We start from the raw sequence: 19,549 nt of genomic DNA, 5'->3' as shown, positions 1-19,549 counted from the left end.
GCACTATTGTAAATACATATTGAAACGAAGACATTTTATGAAAGGAACGAGACGATGAAAAATGTGACCATGCATGTTGAAGGTTCAACATTGACGATTGTTGTGGATCTTACTCAGGAATTTGGCGTATCATCAAGTGGCAAGTCAATCACTATTGCGACGACAGAAGGAAACGTTAGCGTCCCTGACCATGAGGACATGAAAATTGGGGTGAATATCTACAAGCCGAAATCGAAACGCTCATAAATCATCACATTCTGGCACTGGAAGGAGTATATGGCTTTGTACGCTGAAGCTATTTGACTTTCTTTCAGTGCTGACATGGATTTGTCTGGTACAACTGCTTAGAAAACTGTGTACTATGAAGCGACCCGCTGCTGCGACAGAGATCGAGCGCTGGTAATAAGTCCGATGGCAATGACAATCAGGGCTGCTATAAGTGGAATAATAAAGAGCCAGAAAGAGAACACCAGTTTTAATAGCGAATCGATAGAGTAAATGCCCGGACCGATGATCCCGGCAACCAGGGCCATGCTCAACAAAACCAGCGTATATTCGTAGCCCCCATTGGTATTCCAGAAGCCTTTGCTCCAGTTATATTTCAATGTGGCCATTAACATTGCGGCAAAGACTCCGACAGCAGCAAGTGGCGTCAGAAAGCCAAGAGCCAGAAAAAGACCGCCGCCGACCTCACTTATCACCGCAAGTACTGTCCATAGCGGGGCAGGACGAAATCCAAGCGATTGAAGCCAGCCAATTGTATTCGCGAAGCCCCTTCCACCAAACCAACCAAATAATTTTTGCGTGCCATGCGCTGCTACGATAAGACCTATCACGACACGTAAGATGAGTAAGCCAAACGAACTAGTCATGTTTGCTCCTTTCTTCTTTGCAAGGGAAAAGTAGCCTTATTGCTTTAGGTGCTTTGTTTTGTTGGGGATGGAAACTATTGCGATCTCCTTGATTGAGCAGCCACACAAGTGAGAGTGGCTGCTCGGCATCATATTTCAACAAACTTTTGCTGAACGCATTTACAATTCCTGGCGAACAATGTTCGTACCTTCGACTAAAGCACAGAGTTTGCCAAAGGCTACTTCTCGTGGTAGGTATTTCATGCCGCAGTCTGGCGCCAGGATCAGCCGTTCTGGCTCTATGTACTGCAACGCATAACGTATTCTTCCTGCCACCGTCTCGGCGTTTTCCACCTCCGTGTCTCCCAGATTCAGAACGTCTGCAATGATCGTCTGGTTGGTGAATTGGCGTAGGACCGAGAGATCAAGCTGTGGTTGTGCCGTTTCAATCGCAATCTGCTTGGCGACGCAGTCACGAAGCTCTGTGAGAAACGCATACTCGTGCGGTCGATCATGCACGACCGCAGCGTATCCAAAACAGATGTGCAACGCCGTTGTTCCTTCGATTCCCTCGAGAGCTCGGTTAATGACCTCTATCCCGTATGCCCTGGCTTTCTCTGGTCTGGCTTGTAAATATGGCTCATCAATTTGTACTATGTCGGCTCCTGCGGCCTGCAAACTTTTGATCTCCTCGTTGATGGCAGCAGCGATATCCAGAGCCAGAGCTTTCTCATCGTGATAATAGTCATCCTGTGCCTGTTGGGTGACGGTAAAAGGACCTGGCACGGTGATCTTGATGCGATGATCGGTATTTTGTCGAAGAAACTCCACGTCGCGTACTTCAACTGGATATAAGCGACGAATTGGACCAACAACCCGTGGCACTGGATTGGGGTGTCCCGTACGATCAATGGCTACGCCAGGGTGATCAAGATCCATCCCGTCCAGGGCTGTGGCAAAGCGGTTGGAGTAACTTTCTCGTCGAATCTCCCCATCAGAAATAATGTCGATGCCTGCACGTTCCATATCACGAATGGCCAGAAGCGTTGCATCGTCCTGGGCCTGTTGCAGTAGAGGTTCCGGGATACGCCAGATCTCACGTGCACGGATGCGTGGTGGCAAGCGACTCTGTAAGTTCTTGCGATCAACTAACCACTCCGGCTGTGGATAGCTTCCCACAACCGTTGTCAAAAGCCTATCGGTCATACACTTTCTTCTTTCATTATTTGTCTGGCTTGGCAAGAGAGTTTTTGTATCAGCTCGCTGGCTAATCTTATCAGGTGGTGATGTCTGGATAGGGCAACGACCAGTGCTGAAGTTTTCGTGCATACTCGCGCTGAAAACCCAGAGGTTCCTCATAGTCACGCTCGAAAAGAGCGATAAAGAGTGTCAACGTGAGGAAATTATGCGCTCCAAGCTCGAAAATTCTAACGTAGTCATGAGTAGCGAGCGCTTCGCGTTCCTCCTCAGTAAACTGGAGCCATGTACTACGTTCGGCTTCGGGCAGATTTACAATGACATTCGCTCGCTCGGCTTCCCACCAAATAACAGTGCCACGAGGGTCCTCGCGATAGCGCTCAACTAAATCTGGATCGCGATCGATAGTAAAAAGAAATTTGTTGAGGAGATATTTGCTCATGCGTTCGCTCCCTTCGGATACCACGTGATGTAGGCTTCCATGGTGTGGAACAGGTCGAGAGTATCGACGTAGTCGGCCTTGCTTTCCCCGGCAACACCCATCATCAGCATGAAATCGAGAAAACCGTGTGTGGCATTGCCTGGTGACCAGAGGCTTTCGAGCGTGACCTCCTGTAACGCTCCTGCAATGTCACCATTAGCGATCCATTCTACGGCCTTGCGGTCAAAATCGGGGTCGGGACCGTGCGGCCCGAACTGGCGTGGTCCACCCAGTTCGAGGGATAGATGTCCGGTGCCAATGACAGCGACGCGTTGATCAGTGGGCCAGGCTTCTATAAGGCGACGCAGGGTACGACCCAATTCGACGAAGCGCCAGGGCTGCGGAAGCGGTGGGGCAAAAATATTTGTATAGATGGGCACAATGGGCAGATCCGCTTGCGGGCGTGTAGTAATGATCGGGCATGTAATACTATGGTCAACGTGCAGTTCATTGCTAAAGGCAAAGTCGAAACCGGCATCCAGCCCAGCACGAAGGAGATATGCCGACAGTTCTTCGTGTCCCTTGAGAACCATACGGGGCAGTCCGAATTCACGTTCCTCGTTGTAGTAGTTCGCGTCGTAGAACGGCGCTTTACCAATCAGAAACTGCGGCATGTTATCGTAGAAGAGCTGATGAAAGTGGTCAGAACCAACCATAACTAATATGTCTGGTTTCGCATTGGTCAGCGTCTCGCGATAGGCTTCCACCTTACGTATCCATTCGTCTGCAAAATCGGGCCTGCTCTCAGGCGGCGCAGTGCTGGTACGGTAGAAGAAAGGATGATGCGTGGTAGCGAGGACAGCGACAAGGTTTGCCATAATTGCCTCCTTCGGATATAACCTGCGCACATGGCAGGGGTCTGGGTGAGTCAGGCTAACGTTGTTCTGTAGTGTCGTTGTTGTCGATTGGCCGATAGACAGCGTTCCGGTCGATAGCTGCGTAGATGGCAGGTGCGATAGGATTACGCAACTCCTCAGCGATGTGCCCTAGTAGTCCCGCCGCACGTGCGAGCAGAGCTACACCACGTAGCAGCTCAGGTGGTAGTCCGATGTCAGCAAGTGCGGCACCAGCTACCCCGGCTCCATTGAGTGGCAGGTTGCGGCCAAGTATCTCGCCGTGAACACGGCCAATGGCCTCAAATAAGCGTATATGTGGTCCTCGTAGCCCTGCCTGCTCAGCAATACCAATGATCACGGCAACGCGAGGGTCAACCGTCTTATGCACTGGATGACCTAATCCCGGGACAAAACGACTGGCTGCACGCTGCTCCGTCACGGCCTGGCGTGCCAATGCATCCCATTGTTCATCTGTCTCGGGCATGTGATCCGCCACGGTTGCTAGCACGTTGCTGAGAAATTGACCCGTATCTTCCGTTACCCCCAGAAAGCGTGAGCCTCCACCTAGCAGGCCAGCGGCCATTGCTCCTTGCAGAGCATCCGGGGCACTGTAGAGCGTCAGGCGAGCCGCGATGGCAGTCGGAGTAAAGCCATGGTCAGCCAGCGAGACGAGCACAGCCTCAAATACGCGTACCTGTTGGGGCGTCGGTTGCTGTTGCGTAGCGAGCCAGAGAGCCAGTTCGCCAAATCCGACGTTCCCAATCAGCTCGTTGGCAAGATCGTGGCCAAGCAGGCGAATACTGGTGGCATTAGATGTACCGATGCCGGTGGGATATTCCATGTTTCCCTCACACATTGCAATAGTTCTCAGTGCTTCGACGCAGGGCATGGTGGTCGAGCCTGAAACGTTATTCAATTATGCCCCGGAGATGTTTCGTCCGCTTTGAAGAACTCCTCTAGGTTCGTTCGTGATGACTGGCTCAACCAGCTGCGAATCTGCTCAGTATCCTGGCCAAGAGCCGGCGGAGGTAGAGCATGGTGTGGTGGTGTCAGGGAGAATGAGATTGGATGACGGACCATGGGCACGGCTGTATCACCGGTGCCAACCTCGACGACGGGATCAAGTCCGAGTTCGCGAGCTAGCCTGATACCTCCTTCGACATCGTTGATCGGCCCGCATGGCACACCGACTGCACTCAATCGATGGAACCACTCATTGGCTGTTCTCGTGCGTAGCCGCTCGACAAGCAATGGGCGTAGAGCCTCGCGGTTGTGCGTGCGATCGTCATTGTTGGCAAACCGGGGATCATGTGGTAACTCGGGGAGATCAAGCACTTTGCAGAGCTTGCTGAACTGTCCGTTATTGCCAACCGCGATAACAAGGTCCAGATCAGCCGTGGGCAGTGGTTCATAAGGAAACAGGCTGAGATGAGCGTTGCCCATACGGTTTGGAATGACACCGCCGGCCACGTAGGCGGAAGTTTGATTAACCATCCCCGAGAGTGCTGAGGCGAGTAAGCTTACTTCCACATGCTGGCCTTTCCCGGTGTGATTGCGGTGGTTGAGGGCGGCCAGAATGCCGATGGTTACGTGCAACCCGGTCATCACATCCGAGACCGAGATCCCGGATCGATAGGCCGGGCCATCAGGATCACCTGTAAGGCTCATGAGTCCAGACATCGCTTGTACAATGATGTCGTAGCCGGGGATGGCTGCGCCCTGTGCTGTTCCAAAACCACTGATTGATGCATAGATAATGCCAGCGTTCTGTTGCTGAATCGTGTCATAATCCAGACCGAAGCGTTTGAGACCTCCAGTCTTAAAATTTTCAATTAAGATATCAGCACGGTTAGCCAGTTCCTGGGCCATCTGCAAGTCGGCGGGATCATTGAAATCGAGCACAATCGAGCGCTTATTCCGGTTGATGGCCATATAATAGGTTGCTATACCGTTGCGTTCTGGAGGCATCCAGCTACGAGTATCATCTCCACCAGGACTCTCGACCTTTATGATTGTTGCACCGAGATCACCAAGGAGCATAGTGCAATATGGTCCTGCAAGCACGCGTGAAAAATCAGCGATCAGCAGGCCGTCGAGCGGCCCTGGTCGGCGGTCGTTGTTTTGCTCCTGCATGAGTTCGTGCCTTCCGGTAACGTAATAGCAAGTGATTAGCGCCAGAAGCGCTATCCATCTTCAGGATGGTCAACTACTATCTCGTGTTGGTGTGTGTCCGTATAACGGACTTTTGTCCGCTAAAATCAGTATAGACGATCGAGCGTGAAGGTGTCAAGGGACACCATATGTATTCCATTATGGCATTCATATAGTCAAGTGTAATGGATTGGTACCGACGATGACTTGCGGACGGTTTTGCCACCGTGCCCAGTCTGCATTGATCGCTTCAGTGGTTTGCGAGAGCAGGGGAAGATACTTTTCAGTCAGCGTTTCCAGGCTCGTTTCTGCCGCATGAACACTCACGTTGAGGGCGGCGATCACATGATTGGTCCCGTCGCGCAGAGGCGCAGCAATGGAGCGAATGCCATAAGCCAGATGTTCATCGGCAAGTGCCCATCCTCTTGTGCGTACCTCGTGTAAAGCGCGGTCGCGCTCTTCAGTTGCAGGTCGCCAGAGTGGTGCAATTCCGGAGCGGCTTGGCTGGGCAAGCACTTGCTCCAATTCATCGGATGGGAGTTCGGCTAGTAGCACTTGACCCAGTGAGGTCTGAAGAGCTGGAAAGCGCGTACCAATGGTGACTGCAATGGTAATGATTTTTGGTACCGCCACGCGTACGACGTAGACAATGTCGGAACCGTCGAGTTGCGCAATGGACGAAGACTCATTTGTGCAACTCACGAGGTGTTCCATGTGCGGACGGGCGATATCCCAGATGCTTGTCGAGCCAATATAGGCCATCCCAAGTTCCAGCACGCGTGGCGTGAGGGCAAAACCACCTTGAGCTGTACGAACATATCCCAGTTCTTCAAGCGTGAGCAACATCCGACGTGCGGTTGGACGAGCCAATCCTGTGACGGTAGCGACCTCGCTCAAGGTCATAATTGGGCGGTTAGGTCCGAACGCCCGGATAACATCCAGGCCACGCGCCAACGCTTCGATGAAGTCTGGTCCAGTTTCGCCACGCATCGTATCTCCCTAATCGCACAGGAACGTTTCTATGTGCATATGGTACAAGTGCTCACAACAGTCTTTTCATTGCGCTCATCGTAGCAGAAACAGTCCCCGCTTGTCCAGCGTACGTTCGGGTTGCAGTGAACATCAGGCTTAGGGGCTTGTCTCGGCATGCTCATCCTATTATTGGTCCAGGCGCTCGCTATGAGTCGTTATCAAGCGAAGCATTTCTGATATATAAGCTTGAATGCCATCCTTGACACGAGCTCAGTCATTGTGTATGATTGTGCATAATGGACGATTGTCCGCTTGGCGGACAGCAATTATCGCCAGTGACAACTCTTTGTTTGAAGGCAGGTCGTAATGAGGCTACCAGCATACAGGCAAAAGCTTAGATGTGTCTGGTGGCCAGAACACAATGAGGTGAGTACAATGAGCCAGATCTCAGCAGACAGTGATCGCTTTGCACCAGACCGCCCGGTGGTATTTCGTAATGCTACGGTGTTGACCATTGATCCGAAGCTTGGAGTAATCGAACGCGGCGATGTTCTGGTCGTCGCCAACCGCATTGCGGAAGTGGGACGTCAACTCGTTGTCCCAGATGGCACAGTAGAGATCGACGCAACCGATGGCATTCTTATGCCTGGAATGATTGACACGCACCGACATATGTGGCAGACGTCGCTGCGTGGCTTTGGAGCCGATTGGACGCTGACAAACTATTTCTATTTTTATTATCTAAACTGGGGCAAGATCTTCCGTCCGGAGGATATTTATGCTGGGAATCTCCTCTCTGCCATGGAAGCTATCGATGCTGGCGTAACAACAACGGTGGACTGGTCTCATGGTTTGCAGACGATCGATCATGCGGATGCGGCTGTTGATGCGTTGGAAGCGGTTCCTGGACGATTTGTTCTTGCGTATGGGAATCTGCTAGGCGCTCCGTGGGAATGGGCCAAGGCACCTGAATTCACTGATTTCATTCGACGTCGTATTGATGGGCATGGAGATAAGCTGCGGATGCAGATGGCCTTTGACGTCACTGGCGATCCTGCATTTCCCGAAAAAGTTGCGTTTGAGGTTGCGCGTGAGCTCAATCTGCCGGTGACGACCCATGCCGGAGTGTGGGGTGCTACCAACGATAATGGTATTCGTTTGATGCATGATCATGGCTTTATGACTCCCTCCACGATTTACGTGCATGCAACAACTCTGTCCGATGACTCCTATCAGCGTATCGCAGCGACAGGCGGCCATGCCTCAGTATCTACTGAGAGCGAGCAAAGTGCTGGTCAGGGCTATCCACCTACATGGATGCTCCGACGGCATAATATCCCCGTTTCTCTATCGATGGACACAAGCGTGTGGTGGAGCGCGGATCTGTTTTCTGCTATGCGTACGACCTTGAGTGCAGATCGATCACGTGAACATCTGGAAGCGCACAAACGCAACGAGACTGTGATACTCAGCCATCTGCGTGCTGAACAGGTCGTGAACTGGGCGACACTGGGTGGCGCTGAAGCATTGGGGATGGATAGCTTCGTTGGTAGCATCACTCCCGGCAAGAAGGCTGATCTTGTTCTAATTAAGAATGATCAGTCGCCGGTGATGTTCCCGCTGCTTAATCCCTACGGACACGTGGTCTTTCAGGCTGGACGCGGAGATGTACATACGGTGATGATTGATGGCAATGTTGTGAAGTATGATCATCGCCTACGCGGTATCGATCTTTCAGCAGTGAAGCAGACCGTGTCAAAGACTGTGGAGTATGCCCGAACAAAAATGGGTGAACAAGCCTGGAACGAGGCAATGCATCCCGAGAAGGCGACCGCCGAGTTGATTGATAATCCGTATATGTATACCGATCGAACTGCTCATAAGCATGAGCATGCGAGCTCGCCTTCAACACCTTCACAGGAGTAGTTCTCTGGACAGGTAGACCGGGTACTGCGGCAGTAATTGTCGCCTGGATAGAAAACTTGAAAGTTTGCCTGCCAATGATACATTCCTCATCAGAATGGCTAACGACGTACAAGTTTAAATTCGTCGTTAGCCGTTTCTTTCCTTATCTGTTGGTACTTCCTTGCCTCGGATTAGCGAGGCAACGATGCCAATGGCTGCGATAGCTGCACATACCAGGAACGTGGCATGAAAACCACTCACAAAAATCTGTTGCAGGATTGCCGCTCTGGTACCTCCCTGATTCGCCACTAACAGTGCTCCTGCCGCTGCGCTCCCAGAGCCAGAGAAAATAGCTCCTGCCAGGGCAATACTGATGCTTTGCCCAAGTACACGTCCAGTGGCTAAAAAGCCAGAGGCGCTTCCTTGGAGATGACGAGGTGCCGATCCCAGCAGAGCACTATTATTTGGGGACTGGAACAGCGCCTGCCCTAAACCAACCAGGACTAAACGCCAGACGATATCCCAGAGTGAGCTTTGCATATTCAAAAAGCTGATAGATACCAGGCCGCAACAAGCAATGGCCATGCCAGCAGAGGCGAGCCAGCGTACTCCCACGCGATCTGCAAGCATGCCACTCAAAGGGGAGACAATCGCAATTGTTACAGGTAGAGGCGTCAGCAAGAGACCGACACGTTCAGGCGGGAAGCCACGCAATTGCTCAAGATAGAATGGTATCAGAAAGCTTACCGCAGACAGAGCGAGGAAACTTAATATCAGACTCAGTAGGGCCGAGGAAAAGACGCGATGAGACAAGAGCGCGATGACCAGAACAGGGTGAGATACGCGTTTCTCGACAACAGGCAGTAGCAACAAGGCTGCTACACTCACTATGAGCAGAGAAAGAATAGTGGGCGAACCCCAGCCTATCTCTGGACCAAAGGCAAGAACTGCTGTAAGACTGGCCAGACCAATGGCAATCAGTGCCGCACCAGCAGGATCAAAGCGTCCTTCTGAGCGCTGAGGAGTCTGCTTGAGAAGCAACACTGTGGCACCTAATCCGATCAGGCCAAGAGGCACATTCACAAAGAAAATCCAGCGCCAGGATGCAATTGCCATAATCAAGCCTCCCAGTGTGGGGCCAACACTGATACCTAGCGCCACAAACACTGTGTTGAAGCCAAACGCCAGACCCCGTTCCTGCGGTGGAAAAGCGTCAGTTAAGAGTGCCGGACCTACTGCCATGATCAGTGCACCTCCCAGGCCCTGTATAGTACGTGAGGCAATTAAAAAACCAAGCGAAGGTGAAAATCCACACAGTACCGAACTCACTGTAAAGAGCGCCAGGCCGACCGACCAGATGAGCTTCCGTCCGAACATATCAGCCAGGCGACCAGCAGTTAATAGGAGCGCAGCAGTCGCTACCAGATAGGCAATCACTACCCACTCGATGGCCCCACTCAGCGGAACAGCAAAGAGGTGCGCGATGGTTGGTAGGCTGATGTTGACGATGGATGCGTCGAGGTTCGCCATGACTACTCCCACTGCTACTATTCCCATCACCGCCCACTTACGGGAGCTATTTGTTACGATCTCCATCTGATTCGTAGATGGTGCCTGATCTGTAGAAGATAACGTCTGGCCCTCTTTCGGTTCCCCCTGCCTGGGCGATGACGTATTGATGACTTTTTCTGGTCGGTGCATAAACTGGACCTGTTTCCCTTCAATGAAGCAGTGAGATCCTCAATGTGTGTAGGGCAGCCGAAAATGCCGCTTCATACCTCATTTCACATGTAGTTCTACTTTATCGTGTCCTTTTTGTCTGAAGTGTATTAATAGGCTGGGGTGAGATAGCCTGATGCTGGCAACGTACCTACGACTTTACAAATGTGTAGGCACGTTGCCAGGCGACATGGGATGATCCATGCAAAAGTGGCTTTGGTGATGGATATCAAAATTCCCATTGCCAGTCAGATATCATGATGTGTTCTCACCAGTGGCCCAGAGGAATCGATCAACGTTGATTGGATGACGTCGCTCCGGTGCTGATTGCGAACTGTCGCACGAGGCTGAGTAGGCGTTCAGGCTGCTCGATTTGTGGAAGATGGCCAGCTTCTGGGATGGGTTCGAAGCGAGCATCAGGAAACGATTGGGCATAGGCCCGGCCATATTCAAGATCGGCCACGTGATCGCTCTCTCCCCATGCCACGAGGACTGGGATGCTTACACGACTGAGTCTGTGGCTCAGCTTGGGATCAGAACTGTTCAACCCTTGATCATAGATGTAGAGCGTTCGGATGTTGGCCTTGCGGGCCTCGACCTGTTCAGGGGTCACAGTCGCTGGATCGACGCGGAAGGCCGCCGGATTGTGGAAACTGAGAGCAGCGAGCTCATCTGGTGTCAGGGTGGAGGCATCTGCTACAGGATGCCCTTCAACTTGGATGCCAGTGGCATTGATAAGAACAATTCCCCTCAGTACGTGTTTGGTATCGTGCAAAGCCATGGCAGATGCGACCCAGCCACCCATCGAGGAACCAATCACCAGAACGTCACTCAGGTCGAGCCGCTCAAGTAGATCCAGATAAGCAAAGGCGAGATCATCAATACTGTTGAACCACTCAGGACGTGGCTCGCCGGAAAAGCCAGGATGGGTTGGTACCAGGACGTGTGCCCTGGATAGTCCAGCAGCGAGGCCAATCACAGTCTGCGGGCCGCCACCACCATGCAAGAGAAGAATGGGACGACCATCGCCTCGCTCATCGACACGTATTGTCAATCCATCGGCGAACGACTCTCTGCGTGTGCTCATTGGAGGAAGATTACTCATGATTTTTCTTCTTTCTTTTAGAACCAGCACCATTGTTTGGCTTTACAGATAGAAGCGGCAATGGGCTTTTTGTTGAATTGCTCAAGCAAGCAATTAAGGATAAAAAAATGTTTAAGGTATTACCTCGGTGTTGTAACGAGTAATCAAGGCAGTTAACTGTGACGAATTGTAAGCCACTTCTGCTTGGAGAAGCATACCTGTTTCTTTAAGGTAGCAAATATATGTGGCAATAATGCTCAATATACCCCCTTTTTGCTGCTTGCTCGTACAAGCAATTTTATAGATAAAACCGCCCATCTTTGTCTCCAAAGTAACAATACTTTCAATCGGTCTGAGTATATTGCTTGCTCATGCAAGCAATATACCATAGTAGAAAGAAAATTACAAGTGTTTTTCTTTATTAATAATTTTTTCTCTACTGCTGAGTGCGTATCTGGCAATTCTCTGTGATTATTCTGCATGGGGAGAAGGATAAGATAGGAGAAGTTTTTTTTTGAGCCCATGTGTTATGCTTCTCAAAAGTCATTTGGAAAGGCCTCTTTTGATGAACGAACCAGTTACAAAAATCGATCCACAGTTCAGCGACCCGGATGCTGTGGCCGTCGAATGGGACGAGACGCGTCACGTACTTGAGACGGCTGAGATTTTCTGGATTACAACCGTTCGGACTGATGGTCGGCCCCATGTTACTCCACTTGTTGCAGTGTGGCACGATGGGGCCATCTACTTCTGTACCGGTCAGACCGAACAGAAAGCTATGAATCTGCGTGAAAATCCACACGTCATTTTGACGACTGGCTGTAACCAGTGGAATGCAGGACTCGATGTCGTCATTGAGGGCGATGCTGTTCGGCTTACTGACAATGATCTCCTTGCACACCTCGCAAGGATATGGGCTACTAAGTGGGACGGACGATGGCAATTCATAGTACGCAATGGCTCCTATTACCACAGCAATGAAAATGAAACCCTTCCCGGTGCTCTCGTTTTCTCGGTAGTTCCTACGAAGATCTTTGCGTTTTCCAAGGGGGTCTTCAGCTCTACACGTTATAAAAATTAACCTCTGGTTGTCTACAAGCGAATGCTGATGGAGAGAGATTTCCACTTTGGAACTATGGGATACGTGCGGGCGCATGCCATGTCATGCGTTCTCTGTGGAGTGTACACGTGGCGAGCCACTCCACTTGAGTACGCATGCCATGCTGGTAGGTGATCAGTTCGAGGGATGGAAGGTCTTTTTGTAAAGGATTAACTTCAAGCGAGATACAGTGATTGGGCGTGTAGAAGAGGCGTGCGTTAACGATTGTTCAATACGTTCTCTGACCTTCAGCTTTCATTCTATAATCCTGGTGCCTACAAAATATCTATGTATAAAGATATCATATTGAAGCTGTTATTTCATGATATATAGCATGCATCTCTCTGACTTTGAGCATATTCAGTGCCTTCTATCATATAGAAACATGGACAGAGAGTTGGTTTTCTATATGATAGGAAGCGTTTACCTGGCTACCAGCTTGCGGGCAGATGCGCAGGACCAAATGTCAGAGCATCATCTTCACGCCAGGGAACCTCTGCTGGCGCAACTGCCAGGTGAATGTTGGGGAGCCGTGTCAGTAATGTTTGCCAGAGGACTTGCAGTTCCATGCGGGCAATCTGCTGTCCCAGGCAGGCGTGAATTCCGCGCCCAAAACTGAGAATGGGTTGCATCTCCCGATCAAAGCGTATGGTGCGGGCTTCGGGAAATACTGATGAGTCAAAGTTGGCTGCAATGGGTGCCAGGAAGACTACTTCTCCAGCAGGAAGCGTCGTCTCTCCTAATTGAACAGGTTCCCGCGTGATGCGTGGTCTGCCGTGCCCAATCGGCGTGACGCGCAAGAGCTCTTCAATCGCATTCGCTAACTGGTCTGGATTTTCCAGGTAGGTCCGTAATTGCTCTTTCAGTTCTGGTTGTTGCAGGAGAATGAAGGCCGAGTTCGTAAACGTGGTGCTGACTGTTTCAAAGCCTGCTCCAATCACTGCCATGGCAAAGCCATACATTTCAGGCTCCGTCATCACCTCGTCACCTTGCTTCTGGGCTCGAATCAGCAGACCCAGTATGTTATCTCCCGGATTCGTTTGCGCTTGCTTGATAATGGGAGCGAGATAGTGCATCAGCTTCATTACCTGAGCCTGTTTTTCTTGCGGAGTGGCCGTTGTTGAGATCATAATCCGTGCTGATTCGCGATACAGATGTTCTTCCTGCTGAGGAATCCCCAGCATTTCACAAAGCACAGTCATCGGAACTTGTATTGCATAGTCCTCAAAGAGATCCACTGGTTGGTCGGAACGTTCCATGTCATCTACCAGTGCATTGGTAACCTCGATTACCCTCGGACGCAGCTTATTGGCTGCCTGCACTGTAAAGGCTGGGCCAATTACACGACGTAATTTGTTGTGGCGAGCGTCGGAGACAGAAAAAATCGTTGCCATTTGCGAATCCTCTGTTCCTGTGACACTGCCAGCTTCCAGACGGGGCACCTCTCCATCCGAAGATTGAATGGCGCCACATTTGGGATTGGCGAAGGCTTGCGCGATCTCTTTGTAGCGGACGGGCATAAACGCGTCGCCCCCATGGGGCATATGGACCCGGGCGACTGGACACTTTTGTTGGAGGCGATCATACTCCTCCGGAAGTTCCAGGCTATGATCAGCAAATGGAAACGGGTATGATGGAAGCTCCTCTTGGGAGGTTTCATTGGTAGGTGTTAATTGTTCCTGACTCATCGATGTTGACTCCAATCTATACGCTCTTCTGGCTAAGGGCAGGAAGCGTTGTTCTCTTTGTCGACGTTTCTCAATGACTATGATAGTAGTGCAGAACACGTTTTGTTGGTTTACTTTCTCGCCGGGATTGGCCCTTTACATGCCGGATGATCATATTTCCTGATCGTTAGTATCCAGGGTGAGTAGAGAGAAGTTATCTTCATCCTCCACGACAAAGACCTGGGAAGGGCACGCTGCGACTGCTTGCTGAACCTTCTTCAGGAGGTCCAGGGAAGGATGCTGCTGGAGTAGTTCCACGACGCCATCGCTCTCGCGCTGGCTAAACACCTGACTGCAGGCCAGGACACATGCTCCACTTGCAATACATCGATTGGTCAATGCTGTCACTTTCATTGCTCTTTCTTTCCTTTTTTGTTTCCTCAACAATATCCACAGCAACCACAGCCGCTCCCTCGGCGACAAAACGTTGAACCAGCGCTCGACCAATATCAGAGGTGGCCCCGGTGACTAATGCTACCTGTCGTTCAAAACGCATACGTATTTCCTCCTCAAAGGATACGACTCGTACAAAGACGAGTGATCAGGTATACTGTCTGCTACTGACACATATGTCGTTTTGTATTGTAGTGCCAGTGAGTGACATAAGTCAATAGGAGAAAAAAGGAAAATGAGTGACACAATATCTTCATTACCTGATGATGTTCAGCCAATGAGCTTGCGAGAACGTAAGAAACGTCTGGTTCAAACGACCATTGAAGAAACGGCGCTGCGGCTTTTTCAACAACAAGGGTATGAGCAAACCTCTATTCAGGACATCGCTGAAACAGTGATGATGTCAACGCGTACCTTTTTTCGCTACTTTGCCTCCAAAGAAGAAGTGCTTTTTGGACCAATGCATACCGCCTTGAGTGAAAGTATTCGTTCACTTGAGCAAGTTGATTCAACTGAGTCACCACACAAAGCCTTGAATGCAACCTTTGTCTATCTGGCAAGTTTGTATCAGCAGCAGCGAGACAGCTTTCTGATTCGCTATCGTGTAGCAGTACAAACTCCATCAATTGCTTCCTTCTATGTCTATGCACTACTGGAAAAGGAAAACGTCATTGGTGATGCTCTCTACTCTCGTCTGGAATTTGCCACGAATCGTTATGAAATTCGTGCTTTGGTTGCAATTTACATGACGGCATTTCGTCTGGCGCTTGAGGTGTGGCTTGAGCATGATGCACAGGAAGATCTTGTTTCCTTGCTGCGTGAGCAGCTGGGCTACTTCTCGTCGCTTTCCCTGAATATCTAGAAGCAAAGATAGCTGTCTTGCATCATCAGAAATGAAGTCACCATCACTTTTAGTGAGTAAAAAATAATGGTTGGAAAAGGAAAACGATAGGATGTCATTGTGACTAGATCGTGATAATTGTCCTATCATTTGTGAGTTTTCTGTACGTTCCTTCTTCTATACTCCTTACAATGCAACCGTAAGCTTTTACCAGTCTTTGCCTGGTATTTTAGTACTGTAGCTACTTTAAGATTGCTCGCAGGTGAGAAGGAGAACTGGGATGTTTCAACATATATTGGTTCCCTTGGATGGGTCCAGGCGTGCAGAGGAGTCTATTGCTGTAGCGGCTCGCATTGCGAGGGCTACACAGGGATCTTTGATGCTACTACGTATCGTTCCGCCTGTGCTTAATTATTCTTATCCAGGCAGGGGATTTGTTACTTCGGCTCAGTTTGAACAAGAAATCGTCGATAAAGAAGTACATTTGGCTGAGAAGTATCTGGTAGATATCGCAGCGCAAGAGATATTAGCTGAGATACCAATAATGACAAAAGTGTCTGTTGATGAAGTGGCGGCAGAATCCATTCTCTCTGTTTCTCAAGCGGCAGCGATTGATCTTGTTGTCCTGTGTAGTCATGGATATACAGGTTTAAAGCGCTGGGCATTAGGCAGTATCGCTGCAAAATTAGTCAGCTATAGTGCCGTGCCAGTGCTTGTGCTCCATGAAGAGGACGAAAGCTCGACTCGCCTCTATGCAACTGAGCACCACCCTATTCGTGTCCTGGTTGCTATGGATGGATCTCCTCTGGCGGAAACAGTGCTGGAACCAGTTGCCCAATTGAGTAGCGCTCTCTCTAAACCAGGGAAAGGCCATCTTCATTTTGCGCAAGTGCTGCCATTACCTACACCAGGAATGTTCAATAGAAGTGCAGGAGCCAGGGGAGCTAGAGAACGTATCATTAAGGATACAGAAGAGTATCTGAAACAGGTAGAGCAAAAAATAGATCCAGAGGATTGTCTTGCAACAAGCTCATCGGTGGTCGTGCATGACGATGTTGCGGAAACGCTGGTCGATATTGCAGAACGTGGTGAGTATCTTCCACAAGATACGAATTTTTCGAGTGTTGATATGATCGCTTTAACAACCCATGGTAGAAGTGGATTACAGCGCTGGGCTTTGGGTAGTATTACGGAACGTGTGCTTGAAGAGACGAAATTGCCAGTATTTATTGTACATGTGGCAGCAGAATAAGGCATGGCATGTTTCCATGTTCTTCGTTTGTTGAGGAGAACTCCAATGTATTGGATTATTTATTGGATTACCTATGAGAGAGTGGACCTCAAAAGGTTGCGTCGTGCTGGTATTGATGATCAAAGCATTGTTCGATTATGTCAGCTACGCAGCTCTTATCAGCAAGGGAGGGACGATCAGCCTGCACTTGATGTCCATCGTCTGGCATTTGTACGCTGGCTAGTTATGACTGGTAAGCTAGAAGGCTAGCATGGCGTATTCAGCCTATATCCTCCTATATCCTCTTTATAGAACGTGGTTTGTATTCGACAAAAGCAATACATGTGTATTTGTTACTAGCTCACGCCAGGCTGTATCTTTTGAGCTTGAGGCTAGGATCAGTATACACGTATTCTGCGGCGTTTTGGTATCAGGTCAGATGTCACATACTCTTTGATAAAGGAGTATACAAACAAAGTTGCAATTTCAGCTGCGTAGGTATGATATTGATCATCTTTGTCCCTATTTGCATAATCGGCTACTCCTTTGACAAGCAGTGAGCGTATGTCAGGAAAGTCTACCATGGTGCGGTAGAAAGTAGCCCCTTCTAGATCGATACCAACAGTTCCGCGTACTGGAATGCGAATCGTCTTAAAAGGATCATCGCTGCGTATGGCACTTCCGGATGCCATCGGAGCAATATACCGTTCAGGTAATGCAGGATCTGTAAACGGAAAAATCTCTTCGTTATAAAAGAGCTCTTCTATGCTTGCTTTATCTCGCAGCATCCTGTTTGGTGTCAGGTAGAGATAAGGCTTCCTTTGCAGTTCATGAACAATTTTTCTCCAGGTGGGCGCATGTCTGTTTAGCGCTTCCAATGGAATATCGTCTACATGGGGCGTTGACTCTTCCAGCAGTTGACAGAGTAACCACTCACGTTGCTGACGCTTGGAAAATGGCCGTGTCAGCCTATTTACTGAAGACTTCCACGCATCGAACATGCGGACAAATTGCAAAACTGTTGGGTCTGCATGACGTGTATCTGTATCATGCAGATACATGAGGCGGTTCTCCTCACGTACAAACTTACCGTTGTCATAAGTGAAGGTGCGATCGGCGACAATGATATCTCCCAGTTTAACCTTTTGTTGATCGCCGGCACAAATTCCTGTCATGGCCACAAAACGGGGTCGGTACTCTTCAAGAATGGGCTTAAGGTGTAAGCTTGTCTCCACCGCTCCATAGCCTGGAGGCCATGAAACAAGTAATGTGAGCGGCTCTCCATAGTTATTGTAGATAACAGCAGAACGGTGTTCACGCTTGCTTCTCTTGCTAAATGACTTTTCAAAGATGACTTGATAATCCTGGGTAAGCGTTCTCATAAATGTGTCAGCCTCTTCGGGGAGCGCACATATTACGCAAACATCGATATCTTTCGCGATCATCTGCTTGTTCATAGTTATTGTCTTGTCCTTTTGCAACTAGAGAATACTTCGTTTTTGTTGATTAGCTTTGTGATCTTATGTTGATATGAATGGAGCATACTCGATCAACAAGTAAAAATACCACTGCTTATTTAAGCGAAGCATTAGATAAAAGTATCGAATTTCTCGGAACCCCCATGCGATAAAGACGCACCTCTGGAATTCGTATAGCCATAGATAGACGGCGAAAAACTATCCAATTCGCGCATACTATTATATTTTAGCTATATTCTAAAATTTCTCTAAAGATACTATTGACATAATAAATGCATCTATGTTATAGGTATATATAAGTGAGTTGTATTATGTACCAATCTAAATCAATACGATACTTTGGAAATTAATCTCTTTTTACCCTTTGCGTATGCTCATCAAGAGCTATGTATAGTTGGGGAGGGATAATCCATGACTCTGCTCTCTGTTCGCCATGCGGCGCGACTCAAACTTCATATATTATCTGAAGGAGTTTTCTTCGATAATACCTTTTTAGAACATTTCGCGGATGATTTGAAGAGCATGGAAAAGCGGCGGGTGTATAATGACAGCGACGAGAGGCAGTTAAATCGAGCCTTGCGTATACCACAAGAGATGTATATTCAAAATGTGGTAATCGCAGTCAACTACAAGCAACATTCCCCCTGGCAAATTATCTATCATGAAGGTTCTTATCGCCTCCTGGGAAAAGACGGCACCGCTGTAGAAGTTACTTTTCCTGAACGTCCTCGCTTCCTTGAATATGTTATGAGCGATGGTATTCGTTGTGATCAGGTTGCTAATCTTTATGGTGGGTCCTCTTTGGCCTTTTTTACTCCAGGAACGTGCTACTATTTCAATAGCAAGCATGAGTGCAAATTTTGTTCATTACAACCCAACCGTAGCGTTCAGCAATCGTTTCTATATAAAATTAGTCCAGAGCTTGCCAGTTCAGTGTTAGAGATTGCTCTAGAGACCGATGCTCATTTGCTAAAGCAAATTATGTTGGTTGGGGGGAATGTGTCGAATTATGATCAGGGATTTCGGCGTCACCTGGAAATTGCTGCTGCCCTGGATCAACGACAGGCTGCGTTATCGGTCGTACGTGCACTGGAGACCCACATTGCTACGATGCCCCCAAACGATTTTGGTCTCTTCGACTCTCTAGCCAATCTGAATGCTCGTGTCACGATGAATATAGAAGTGTTTGACGAAAAACTTTTTGAGATCATCTGTCCTGGCAAAACACAGCTCTATGGTCGAAATAAGCTATTGCAGGCTTTAGAGCATGCGGCAAATGTGATCAGTGGCATGCGCGTGCATTCTATTCTCATTGCTGGTCTTGAGCCGATAGACTCGACAATTGCTGGTATCAGATACCTTGCCAGCATAGGGGTTACGCCCATTATCAATGTTTTTCATAATGATCGAGGTAGTCACTATGAGAAACATCCTCGTCCATCTTTTGAACATCTGCTAGAAATTGCCCAGGCGCTACAAGAAGTCTATCAAGAATATCACCTGACTCCTTATTGGAAAGGCTGTGGTCGTAATTCGCTGGACTTTGAAGCCCAGCAGGGATGGTTCGATTAATCAAGGAAGAAA

20 protein-coding genes are annotated in these 19,549 nt (G+C 49.2%); 7 read left to right on the top strand and 13 right to left on the bottom strand.

Annotated features, from left to right (window positions below):
- The first annotated feature begins 54 nt into the window (after window positions 1-54).
- On the top strand, window positions 55-246 hold the full coding sequence (locus AC27N8_RS16110; protein WP_487068410.1) for a hypothetical protein: 192 nt from the start codon (window positions 55-57) through the stop codon (window positions 244-246).
- A gap of 113 nt (window positions 247-359) precedes the next feature.
- Here AC27N8_RS16110 and AC27N8_RS16105 read toward each other — a convergent pair whose 3' ends face one another.
- The 7 genes from AC27N8_RS16105 to AC27N8_RS16075 all read right to left on the bottom strand — a co-directional run bounded on the left by AC27N8_RS16105 (window position 360) and on the right by AC27N8_RS16075 (window position 6,506).
- Window positions 360-872 (bottom strand): DoxX family protein, encoded by a 513-nt coding sequence (locus AC27N8_RS16105; RefSeq protein WP_487068409.1) that lies wholly within the window; start codon window positions 870-872, stop codon window positions 360-362.
- A 159-nt stretch (window positions 873-1,031) separates the two neighbouring features.
- Window positions 1,032-2,057, bottom strand: a complete 1,026-nt coding sequence (locus tag AC27N8_RS16100) for a 5-methyltetrahydropteroyltriglutamate--homocysteine methyltransferase (protein WP_487068408.1) — start codon at window positions 2,055-2,057, stop codon at window positions 1,032-1,034.
- 70 nt (window positions 2,058-2,127) lie between these two features.
- Window positions 2,128-2,490, bottom strand: coding sequence for a hypothetical protein (locus AC27N8_RS16095; RefSeq protein WP_487068407.1), 363 nt, complete (start codon window positions 2,488-2,490; stop codon window positions 2,128-2,130).
- Entirely contained in the window at window positions 2,487-3,347 is an 861-nt protein-coding gene (locus tag AC27N8_RS16090) for a DODA-type extradiol aromatic ring-opening family dioxygenase (protein ID WP_487068406.1), read from the bottom strand. Before AC27N8_RS16090 ends, AC27N8_RS16095 begins: the two co-directional genes overlap by 4 nt.
- A gap of 55 nt (window positions 3,348-3,402) precedes the next feature.
- Window positions 3,403-4,206: a citryl-CoA lyase gene (locus tag AC27N8_RS16085; protein WP_487068405.1), complete on the bottom strand. Its 804-nt coding sequence runs from the start codon at window positions 4,204-4,206 to the stop codon at window positions 3,403-3,405.
- A 71-nt stretch (window positions 4,207-4,277) separates the two neighbouring features.
- Window positions 4,278-5,498, bottom strand: coding sequence for a CaiB/BaiF CoA transferase family protein (locus AC27N8_RS16080; protein WP_487068404.1), 1,221 nt, complete (start codon window positions 5,496-5,498; stop codon window positions 4,278-4,280).
- A gap of 186 nt (window positions 5,499-5,684) precedes the next feature.
- Entirely contained in the window at window positions 5,685-6,506 is an 822-nt protein-coding gene (locus AC27N8_RS16075) for an IclR family transcriptional regulator domain-containing protein (protein WP_487068403.1), read from the bottom strand.
- Between the two features lie 417 nt (window positions 6,507-6,923).
- Between AC27N8_RS16075 and AC27N8_RS16070 the strand changes: the two genes are divergently transcribed.
- Window positions 6,924-8,414, top strand: coding sequence for an amidohydrolase family protein (locus AC27N8_RS16070; protein WP_487068402.1), 1,491 nt, complete (start codon window positions 6,924-6,926; stop codon window positions 8,412-8,414).
- 126 nt (window positions 8,415-8,540) lie between these two features.
- Here the strand turns inward: AC27N8_RS16070 and AC27N8_RS16065 are convergent, their stop codons facing one another.
- Window positions 8,541-10,094, bottom strand: a complete 1,554-nt coding sequence (locus AC27N8_RS16065) for an MFS transporter (protein WP_487068401.1) — start codon at window positions 10,092-10,094, stop codon at window positions 8,541-8,543.
- A gap of 310 nt (window positions 10,095-10,404) precedes the next feature.
- On the bottom strand, window positions 10,405-11,217 hold the full coding sequence (locus AC27N8_RS16060; protein ID WP_487068400.1) for an alpha/beta fold hydrolase: 813 nt from the start codon (window positions 11,215-11,217) through the stop codon (window positions 10,405-10,407).
- Window positions 11,218-11,761: 544 nt separating this feature from the next.
- Between AC27N8_RS16060 and AC27N8_RS16055 the strand changes: the two genes are divergently transcribed.
- The gene (locus AC27N8_RS16055) at window positions 11,762-12,277 is read left to right on the top strand and encodes a pyridoxamine 5'-phosphate oxidase family protein (protein ID WP_487068399.1); all 516 of its coding nucleotides are present in this window, start codon (window positions 11,762-11,764) and stop codon (window positions 12,275-12,277) included.
- 449 nt (window positions 12,278-12,726) lie between these two features.
- On the opposite strand, the gene AC27N8_RS16050 is transcribed toward AC27N8_RS16055, so the two are convergent.
- The 3 genes from AC27N8_RS16050 to AC27N8_RS16040 all read right to left on the bottom strand — a co-directional run bounded on the left by AC27N8_RS16050 (window position 12,727) and on the right by AC27N8_RS16040 (window position 14,518).
- Window positions 12,727-13,983, bottom strand: coding sequence for a cytochrome P450 (locus AC27N8_RS16050; protein ID WP_487068398.1), 1,257 nt, complete (start codon window positions 13,981-13,983; stop codon window positions 12,727-12,729).
- 150 nt (window positions 13,984-14,133) lie between these two features.
- Window positions 14,134-14,376 (bottom strand): ferredoxin, encoded by a 243-nt coding sequence (locus AC27N8_RS16045; RefSeq protein WP_487068397.1) that lies wholly within the window; start codon window positions 14,374-14,376, stop codon window positions 14,134-14,136.
- On the bottom strand, window positions 14,303-14,518 hold the full coding sequence (locus tag AC27N8_RS16040; protein WP_487068396.1) for an SDR family NAD(P)-dependent oxidoreductase: 216 nt from the start codon (window positions 14,516-14,518) through the stop codon (window positions 14,303-14,305). The genes AC27N8_RS16045 and AC27N8_RS16040 overlap by 74 nt, the downstream gene beginning before the upstream one ends.
- Window positions 14,519-14,650: 132 nt before the next feature.
- Here AC27N8_RS16040 and AC27N8_RS16035 point away from each other — a divergent pair, with 132 nt between their 5' ends.
- The 3 genes from AC27N8_RS16035 to AC27N8_RS16025 all read left to right on the top strand — a co-directional run bounded on the left by AC27N8_RS16035 (window position 14,651) and on the right by AC27N8_RS16025 (window position 16,757).
- Window positions 14,651-15,277, top strand: a complete 627-nt coding sequence (locus AC27N8_RS16035) for a TetR family transcriptional regulator (RefSeq protein WP_487068395.1) — start codon at window positions 14,651-14,653, stop codon at window positions 15,275-15,277.
- 259 nt (window positions 15,278-15,536) lie between these two features.
- On the top strand, window positions 15,537-16,508 hold the full coding sequence (locus AC27N8_RS16030) for a universal stress protein (RefSeq protein ID WP_487068394.1): 972 nt from the start codon (window positions 15,537-15,539) through the stop codon (window positions 16,506-16,508).
- 45 nt (window positions 16,509-16,553) lie between these two features.
- Window positions 16,554-16,757, top strand: coding sequence for a hypothetical protein (locus AC27N8_RS16025; protein ID WP_487068393.1), 204 nt, complete (start codon window positions 16,554-16,556; stop codon window positions 16,755-16,757).
- A gap of 128 nt (window positions 16,758-16,885) precedes the next feature.
- Here the strand turns inward: AC27N8_RS16025 and AC27N8_RS16020 are convergent, their stop codons facing one another.
- A complete protein-coding gene (locus AC27N8_RS16020) occupies window positions 16,886-17,944 on the bottom strand; it encodes a phosphorylase family protein (protein WP_487068392.1) in 1,059 nt (352 codons plus the stop codon).
- A 432-nt stretch (window positions 17,945-18,376) separates the two neighbouring features.
- On the opposite strand from AC27N8_RS16020, the gene AC27N8_RS16015 reads away from it, so the two are divergent.
- Entirely contained in the window at window positions 18,377-19,537 is a 1,161-nt protein-coding gene (locus AC27N8_RS16015) for a radical SAM family protein (protein ID WP_487068391.1), read from the top strand.
- Window positions 19,538-19,549: the final 12 nt, after the last annotated feature.

It is taken from the genome of Dictyobacter sp. Z7_2 (assembly GCF_057551105.1).
Note: the sequence above shows the minus strand (reverse complement) of the source record. Positions and strands in the feature narration are given on the sequence as shown.